This window comes from Rhizobium aouanii, assembly GCF_037002925.1.
Classification (GTDB): domain Bacteria; phylum Pseudomonadota; class Alphaproteobacteria; order Rhizobiales; family Rhizobiaceae; genus Rhizobium; species Rhizobium aouanii.
The window spans coordinates 75,733-81,732 of record NZ_JBAMYD010000025.1 but is presented as its reverse complement, the minus strand read 5'-3'; the positions used below and the strand labels follow the sequence as shown (position 1 = coordinate 81,732).

14 protein-coding genes are annotated in these 6,000 nt (G+C 59.1%); 6 read left to right on the top strand and 8 right to left on the bottom strand.

The genetic code is table 11. The features are described from left to right. Window positions 1–38 precede the first annotated feature (38 nt). Window positions 39–278: a DUF6894 family protein gene (locus V8P77_RS31710; RefSeq protein WP_026170667.1), complete on the bottom strand. Its 240-nt coding sequence runs from the start codon at window positions 276–278 to the stop codon at window positions 39–41. A 219-nt stretch (window positions 279–497) separates the two neighbouring features. Between V8P77_RS31710 and V8P77_RS31705 the strand changes: the two genes are divergently transcribed. Continuing rightward, a complete protein-coding gene (locus V8P77_RS31705) occupies window positions 498–746 on the top strand; it encodes a hypothetical protein (RefSeq protein WP_335916223.1) in 249 nt (82 codons plus the stop codon). Window positions 747–805: 59 nt separating this feature from the next. Continuing rightward, a complete protein-coding gene (locus V8P77_RS31700; RefSeq protein WP_335916222.1) occupies window positions 806–1,051 on the top strand; it encodes a hypothetical protein in 246 nt (81 codons plus the stop codon). A 133-nt stretch (window positions 1,052–1,184) separates the two neighbouring features. On the opposite strand, the gene V8P77_RS31695 is transcribed toward V8P77_RS31700, so the two are convergent. The 3 genes from V8P77_RS31695 to V8P77_RS31685 all read right to left on the bottom strand — a co-directional run bounded on the left by V8P77_RS31695 (window position 1,185) and on the right by V8P77_RS31685 (window position 2,587). Further along, entirely contained in the window at window positions 1,185–1,634 is a 450-nt protein-coding gene (locus tag V8P77_RS31695; protein WP_335916221.1) for a type II toxin-antitoxin system VapC family toxin, read from the bottom strand. Then, complete coding sequence (locus V8P77_RS31690) at window positions 1,631–1,882, bottom strand: type II toxin-antitoxin system Phd/YefM family antitoxin (RefSeq protein WP_003546085.1); 252 nt, start codon at window positions 1,880–1,882, stop codon at window positions 1,631–1,633. Before V8P77_RS31690 ends, V8P77_RS31695 begins: the two co-directional genes overlap by 4 nt. 96 nt (window positions 1,883–1,978) lie before the next feature. Beyond that, window positions 1,979–2,587, bottom strand: coding sequence for a hypothetical protein (locus V8P77_RS31685; RefSeq protein WP_335916229.1), 609 nt, complete (start codon window positions 2,585–2,587; stop codon window positions 1,979–1,981). A gap of 126 nt (window positions 2,588–2,713) precedes the next feature. Between V8P77_RS31685 and V8P77_RS31680 the strand changes: the two genes are divergently transcribed. Further along, window positions 2,714–2,953 carry a DUF982 domain-containing protein gene (locus tag V8P77_RS31680; protein ID WP_020048866.1) on the top strand — a complete coding sequence of 80 codons (240 nt, stop codon included), beginning with the start codon at window positions 2,714–2,716 and terminating at the stop codon, window positions 2,951–2,953. Between the two features lie 26 nt (window positions 2,954–2,979). Here the strand turns inward: V8P77_RS31680 and V8P77_RS31675 are convergent, their stop codons facing one another. Genes V8P77_RS31675 through V8P77_RS31665 form a run of 3 tightly spaced genes read right to left on the bottom strand, consistent with a single transcriptional unit; the run spans window position 2,980 to window position 3,712 of the window. Further along, complete coding sequence (locus V8P77_RS31675) at window positions 2,980–3,204, bottom strand: hypothetical protein (protein WP_335916213.1); 225 nt, start codon at window positions 3,202–3,204, stop codon at window positions 2,980–2,982. Further along, window positions 3,201–3,437, bottom strand: a complete 237-nt coding sequence (locus V8P77_RS31670; RefSeq protein ID WP_335916211.1) for a hypothetical protein — start codon at window positions 3,435–3,437, stop codon at window positions 3,201–3,203. The genes V8P77_RS31675 and V8P77_RS31670 overlap by 4 nt, the downstream gene beginning before the upstream one ends. 11 nt (window positions 3,438–3,448) lie before the next feature. Next, window positions 3,449–3,712: a hypothetical protein gene (locus tag V8P77_RS31665; protein WP_168257994.1), complete on the bottom strand. Its 264-nt coding sequence runs from the start codon at window positions 3,710–3,712 to the stop codon at window positions 3,449–3,451. Between the two features lie 447 nt (window positions 3,713–4,159). Between V8P77_RS31665 and V8P77_RS31660 the strand changes: the two genes are divergently transcribed. After that, a complete protein-coding gene (locus V8P77_RS31660) occupies window positions 4,160–4,372 on the top strand; it encodes a hypothetical protein (protein ID WP_335916209.1) in 213 nt (70 codons plus the stop codon). A gap of 205 nt (window positions 4,373–4,577) precedes the next feature. Here V8P77_RS31660 and V8P77_RS31655 read toward each other — a convergent pair whose 3' ends face one another. Beyond that, window positions 4,578–5,225 (bottom strand): S24 family peptidase, encoded by a 648-nt coding sequence (locus tag V8P77_RS31655; RefSeq protein WP_335916207.1) that lies wholly within the window; start codon window positions 5,223–5,225, stop codon window positions 4,578–4,580. A gap of 142 nt (window positions 5,226–5,367) precedes the next feature. On the opposite strand from V8P77_RS31655, the gene V8P77_RS31650 reads away from it, so the two are divergent. Next, window positions 5,368–5,559, top strand: a complete 192-nt coding sequence (locus V8P77_RS31650) for a hypothetical protein (protein WP_041936201.1) — start codon at window positions 5,368–5,370, stop codon at window positions 5,557–5,559. Next, window positions 5,556–5,768 (top strand): hypothetical protein, encoded by a 213-nt coding sequence (locus V8P77_RS31645; protein ID WP_316029995.1) that lies wholly within the window; start codon window positions 5,556–5,558, stop codon window positions 5,766–5,768. The genes V8P77_RS31650 and V8P77_RS31645 overlap by 4 nt, the downstream gene beginning before the upstream one ends. Window positions 5,769–6,000 lie beyond the last annotated feature (232 nt).

Below are 6,000 nucleotides of genomic sequence, written 5' to 3'. Positions count from 1 at the left end.
TGAAAAGTTGCTGGGTCTTCCGCTCCGCGCCAGATAGATCAGCCCACTCGCTTAACCGCTTCCGAAAAAGGCAACACGAGCAGGATATCGCCTGTTTCGTTTCTGATCTCGACGCTTCTTGACGCAATGTCATATCCAAGCAGCACGGCACTGCTCATCAATGCGCGAGCATCACGCACCGCTTCAATGCGAGCGGCATCCAAATCAGCAAGCTCGGTTCCTTCCCAGTCGTCGAGCGATCCTGCTTCAGACAGAATGTTGAAGTAGAAGCGTGGCATTCGAAATCCTTCAAAGCCCGGCAGGATAAGCCGCTTATTTTGCCGTTCAGCAGGGTTCAAATCAACAGCCTTGGGCATGCTTTCGTCATCGCTGCCGATGCCCTTGCGGCCACTGTGCGCAACCGCACTGATAGTTGGCGGCGAGGAGCCAATGGATTAAATTTTAGCATGAGCTTGAACTCAAGATTAACCTGGAGCGGCGAGGCGTAGGAGGATGATATGATCGATTTCAACCTCTCGCTCCGGACGAAAGACGTGAACGTGCTTACGGAGGCTATTCGGACCCGGTACCGGTATAATCGCATCACGCCGACGGAAGGAGCAACGCAATTGCTCTGTAGCGCGGCTGTCGATCTTTTTAGCCAGGGGCACAGGACGCCGGAGGAGCTGGCTACGCTGCTGATCGCCAGGTTTGAAAGCCCTCATTCGCTGAAAATCAACGCGACGACGTCCGCTGCTCATCACTAGCGATATCGATTTCATCCCTTGGCGGACCGTAGGCGCTCTCGGATTTTGGAGGCATCGAAATGCTTCAGTCCCTCATTACCTTGTCCGATCAAGACATCGAAGTCGTCATCACTGCGGTTCGGCAGTGGTGTACAAAGAACCACTGTGAGATCGATAGCAACGAAGGCCGCCGCGCGCTGACCCTTGCCATCGATCTCGTCCAGAACTCCGCCCGGGATAGGCTCCTCCAGAACTTGACGGAGCGCCTTGGCCCCCGGTCCGGTCAGATGGACGCGGAAACCTCCGGCCTAGCTAACCAGCAATAAGTGCCTCCATCTCGATGAATATCGGGGCGGGACATCATTGAGCCCCGTAGCAATCGTAGCGCGGCCGGCGAAGCATCCTGCTCGCGAGATATCTGCGCTTCGGTCGGCGGCGTCTTGGCAGCGTCGGTAACGATCATTCCGACCGGAACGCGGCGGGAAGATCGACAGCCACATCAAGCGGCTGGAAATGCCGCAATTTTTCCGTGATGACAGTGAGGTCATAGGCGCGCGCGGTCGCCGCGATGATGAGATCGCCGAGGCCGGGATGACGGCCCTGGCTCTTGGCTTCATCTTCCAGGGCGCCGACGATGCGCGCGACAACGGTATCCATCGGCAGTATCCGATCGCCGAAACTCTCGGTGATGACGTCCAGCCATGCCGAAAGGCGCTTTGCCCGCTCGATCCCGCCGCGGCGGTGAAGGTTCCGCATTCCCTTCTCGATCTCCGCGACCGACAGGGCCGACAGAAACAGGCTATCGGCTTCACCTTGCTCATGAAACCATGCCCGCACCGGATCGGACGGCGGCACCTTGCCCGGCGCGAACGTCGAGATGATATTCGTGTCGAGAAGATAGGCGGTCACAGATCGATATCGCGCATTTTCGATGGGTTCCGCTCCAGCTCGACCCCACCGGGAAACGTCAACAGGAAATCCCCAAAATTCGGCCGTGGCTTCTTCAAAGCTCTTTTCGCCGCCTCGGCCGCTTCGACGGACACTAGCACGGCAGCGGGCTTTCCGTGCCGCGTGATCGTCACGAACTCTCCGTTTGCCGCTTCGTCCACCAGACCGGCGAAACCGGCCTTCGCCTCTGCCACGCTGATTGTCGACACTGCCGCCTCGTCCTCTAAATGACCATATATGGTCAAATTAGACGGTGGCGCAGGCGGAATCAAGAGAGGAGAATTTTCCAAGGGCGCGGCGGCTGCTTAAGGAAACGCGTTCGGCAGACTATCGTCCAGAATATAGAAGTGTTCGCCGATCTTTCTGACGCTGACGTACTCGTCCGGACCTGGATCGAGATCCACGCATTCCTTCTTTTCCGGGCATGAGATTTGGACACGCTGTTGCCAGGCCGCGGATTGCTCGCCCCTGGGCAAGGCGACTTCATCACTCTCGTCGTAGACGAGCGTCGAGTAGGTTTTCTCGAGGAACGTATCGTCCCATACGAATGTCCTGAATCGTTGCTCTCCGCCCGGCAGATCGGTTCGTTCGATCTCTGCCAGATAGGTTTGCTTGGTCAGCGCAAATCGAACGCTGTCGGAGGTGATGCCGACAGCAGCGAGGATACGAAGCGGGACCAGCAACAGAAGGGGTGCGATTAGGAGAGAGACGAGACGCCGCCAGCGTCGCTGCGCCAGATTGATGCAGAGGGAGCCTGCGACGGCGATCAGGGTCAGGACCCATATGATAAGGCTGATTGTCCACCAATCCCACGTCGGAAGAAGCCAGTATAGCCAAATTGGCGCCAGCCACGGCAGCAACCAGAGGACATATGTCCAGGTAAACTTGTCGCCCCGTTTTTCTGGCTCTGGCATGTTTTCAGCCACCGGCAAATTTCTTTGATTCTCTGATCAACAATAACACGCACGACAGGCTCCTCAACCGGAACGAGTCCCGAAGTGATTCGTTGAGTCGCGTGTCCAGCGTGAGGGAGCTGCATCATGAGCAAGCGACGAAGGTTCAAACCGGTGAAGATCACCATCAATGGCAAGGTGAGGACAGTCTACAATGTCGTGCAGGCCGGCAATACCTTGCTGAATGATTGGCCCGAGCAGACGCCGGCGGCCAAGGTTGCCGAACGGCTTGTGCTTGATGTGTTCAATGATGCCGCCGAGCCCGAGCAGGTGCGGCGGGCGTTCATTACTGCGGCCAAGGCCAGCGACATCAAGTTCAGTTCCTGATCCGTGGCGTCTGGCAAAGTCTTGGCTCACTTCCATGACACATGCTCCTGGTTTTGCAGATCCCGGGTTTTGAACTGCGTCTCCATCCAGGCGGCAGAGACGATCGCTGCGAGGAAGCCGAAGGTGAGGCAGGCGATGGCCTGGATCCGCCACGAGACGAAAGTGACCGGCGCCGGGGTGGTGGGCTTTTCCACGCATTCGCCGGGCGGGCAGGCGCAGCCGGAAAAAGCTTTGACGAGGCAATCGCTCATGAGGCACCGCCTTTCACCGTGTCGATGGCGGCGAGGATTTTCTGGTGAAGCGGGCAGCCGTGATCTTGGCTGCCATCGAAGAAACGTTCGGCCTCCACCAGCGCCTTCAGGAGATCGGGCGCCCCGGCGGTGAAGCGGGCCTTGGCGCGGGTCTTTTTGCTTGCTCCGACCAGTGGGGCGGCAGGAAGGGAAGGGCTCGCGGTTGAACCAGGGGTAAGGTTGGCGGCAGACATCTCCGTTCCCCTCAGGCGTAGAATTGATCGTTGTTGGCGATGCCCATGATCTCGCGGGCATAGCGGTAATGCTCCTCGACGGAGGCTGCCGCCCCGCGCAGCCAGGATGGGCCGCGGATTAAATGTTCGGGACGGCGCAGGAACGCAAAGCCAAGCGCGCCCATGCGCTGGGCCTCGATCGCCATATAGGCACGGCAGTCGCCGATCGTCTGCGCGCCATTCCAGCGGGCATCCCGCCTGCTTTCCTCGGTCTCGATCTTGCGAATGTGCTGCATCGCCCTGTCCTCTCGCCCATTTAATCGGCTTGAGGTTAAGGTATATATAATACCTGATTGCGTCAACAGTAAGAGGTATAAAAAATACCTCTTGGATTGACGAGGTACGAATCATAGGTCTATGTCTGGGACCAGTGATTGGGCGACCGGGTGCAACTCCCGAGCTGACGAAGCCCAGCGGCGCGGGAAGCGAAAGTCCTTAAGTGCGCTGTCAGAAAATCAGGACGAGGGCGAAGCGAATGGCCCCTCTGGCACGTGTCCCATCCCGGCTCCGGCCTTCAGGACTTGGCCAATGCTCTCCCGGCTTCATGGGCTTTGCTCATGGGGTAGGGGGAAGCTTTGGCCGGAACCCTCCCTCACCAGCCTTCAGGAACCTTCTCCTCCTAAGCTGAAGAGAGGAGTGAGAACCGAAGTTGGAGTATGAAGCTAAGAGAAAAGAGGCCGGCCATGCGCAACGAAATCGAAATCACCGACGAAGTGATCGAGGCGAGCCTGGGATCACCGAATTCTATGATCTATGGAAGGACGCTGCCAAAGGACATGTTCCCCGCAGCCATCCGTTCCATCCTCGTGGCGGTGACGAGAATGGTACGCGAACGGCATCCGGAGCGTCCACAATTTCTGGTTTCAGAGGATGAATCGTCCCGATACCCCTCGTAATCCCAGCTGGGGATTGGCGCGCTTCGAAGCTAAATCCTACAGGCCGTACATCTCTCGCGCGGCGCTGTAGGCCAGGAGCAACACCGCGATCGTGACGATATAGAACCAGATTCTGCCTGCGCGTGAGGAAGGGCGTATCATCCTGTTTTCCCTATTGAAATATGATTGATTCGCGGCGTTGTTTCCGAGCCTTGCGCACTCATCTTCACATCTCGATGATCGACCGGCGGACGCGGCCGACGATGGTGACGGCGCCCTGGAATTCCGGCGGCGGCACGTCCTCGTAGGAAGCGGGCTGGAAGGGCGGGTCGTCGTTCGGGCGATAGCGCTTGTAGGTTGCGGCACCCGTCTCGTCGGCGACGACATAGAGCGCGTTCGGCGCCAGGCGCTTGTCGCGCAGATTGACGAAAATGATCGAGCCCGGCGGCGAGATCTTGTTCATCGAATTGCCTTCGACCTCGAGCGCGATCCATTCGCCATCGGGCAGGTCGAGGGCGGCGACCGTCGGGAATTCCGAAAAATCGGTGATCGGCGCCTGCTCGCTCAGCTGGCCGGCGCTGACCCAGGAGATTTTGGGGACATCGGCGACGGAGGCCGGCAGCTCATCCGGATCGAGCGCGTTGCCGGCGCCGAACTGCAGCCAGTTGAGATTGACCTTGAAAGCTTGGGCATACTTCTTCGCATCGGCAATGCCGAAGCCGTTGCGGCCGGATTCATGCGCCTTGTAGACATTGGCATTCCAGCCGAACCGATCGACGATCGCCTTCGGCCCGGCAAAGCCGGCATTCTTTCGGGCCATGACCAGCCGCTTTGCGCGTTCTTCGCGCTCAAATTGTTCCTGATCTTTCAACATGATATAAAAAATACCCTAAATTAAGGTACATGTCATGCCCTAATGTGCTTGACATTACGGGTATTAATTGTACCCTAATCGCCATGACAAACACCGACATCATCAACAACCACATAGCTTTTCTGGCTGGGGAGACGGCGCCATGAGGTTCACCATCTCAAGCGAAGAGCGGCTCGCCATGGACGTCATGCCGACCGGCGTCGTCATTCACCGGCCGCAAGGGCCAAGGGGAGGGCGCATGTCCGTGATCCCCGTTCGCAACGAGGATATCCCCTTCCTCGCCAAGGCCCTGCAGCAGGTGCTGAACGCCAACCGGGAGGTGGAGTCGCTATGACCATCGCCACCGCAACACCCGCCCGCGAGTTCCAGCGCCGCCGAGCCCGCTACACCGGCTGCCCGATCTGTGCAAAGGCGCTGTCGATCGCCGAGGTAATCGAGCGACACTGCGAGAATTGCGATCGGCCGACGCGCCCGGAAGAGATGCGGGAGATATTCCCCGGCGCTCTGCCGACCCCCGACCCCGATAGCCCAGCCCCTCCCTGACGGCTATCGGCCGCTGGCGTCGTTGCCCTCCCTCGGCGACGCCAGCATCCTCGGGCGCGACTGTGTCGTGCCCATTGGGCGCGGCGATGCCGTGCCCACCGGCGCGACGATGTCGTGTCCGACCCAGGCGGCGGCCTGGCAGACGACCGGAGCCTTTGCTCGCGCAAGAGCCCGCTCCGGTCGTCATCGATGAATTGAATCAAGCACGGGACGAGCCACCCGCTCCGGCGGG

Bases quoted from the DNA above. Each gene is read 5' to 3' on its own strand.
- V8P77_RS31710 (WP_026170667.1), bottom strand. From the start codon at position 278: ATGCCACGCTTCTACTTCAACATTCTGTCTGAAGCAGGATCGCTCGAC.
- V8P77_RS31705 (WP_335916223.1), top strand. From the start codon at position 498: ATGATCGATTTCAACCTCTCGCTCCGGACGAAAGACGTGAACGTGCTT.
- V8P77_RS31700 (WP_335916222.1), top strand. From the start codon at position 806: ATGCTTCAGTCCCTCATTACCTTGTCCGATCAAGACATCGAAGTCGTC.
- V8P77_RS31685 (WP_335916229.1), bottom strand. From the start codon at position 2,587: ATGCCAGAGCCAGAAAAACGGGGCGACAAGTTTACCTGGACATATGTC.
- V8P77_RS31680 (WP_020048866.1), top strand. From the start codon at position 2,714: ATGAGCAAGCGACGAAGGTTCAAACCGGTGAAGATCACCATCAATGGC.
- V8P77_RS31675 (WP_335916213.1), bottom strand. From the start codon at position 3,204: ATGAGCGATTGCCTCGTCAAAGCTTTTTCCGGCTGCGCCTGCCCGCCC.
- V8P77_RS31670 (WP_335916211.1), bottom strand. From the start codon at position 3,437: ATGTCTGCCGCCAACCTTACCCCTGGTTCAACCGCGAGCCCTTCCCTT.
- V8P77_RS31665 (WP_168257994.1), bottom strand. From the start codon at position 3,712: ATGCAGCACATTCGCAAGATCGAGACCGAGGAAAGCAGGCGGGATGCC.
- V8P77_RS31660 (WP_335916209.1), top strand. From the start codon at position 4,160: ATGCGCAACGAAATCGAAATCACCGACGAAGTGATCGAGGCGAGCCTG.
- V8P77_RS31655 (WP_335916207.1), bottom strand. From the start codon at position 5,225: ATGTTGAAAGATCAGGAACAATTTGAGCGCGAAGAACGCGCAAAGCGG.
- V8P77_RS31650 (WP_041936201.1), top strand. From the start codon at position 5,368: ATGAGGTTCACCATCTCAAGCGAAGAGCGGCTCGCCATGGACGTCATG.
- V8P77_RS31645 (WP_316029995.1), top strand. From the start codon at position 5,556: ATGACCATCGCCACCGCAACACCCGCCCGCGAGTTCCAGCGCCGCCGA.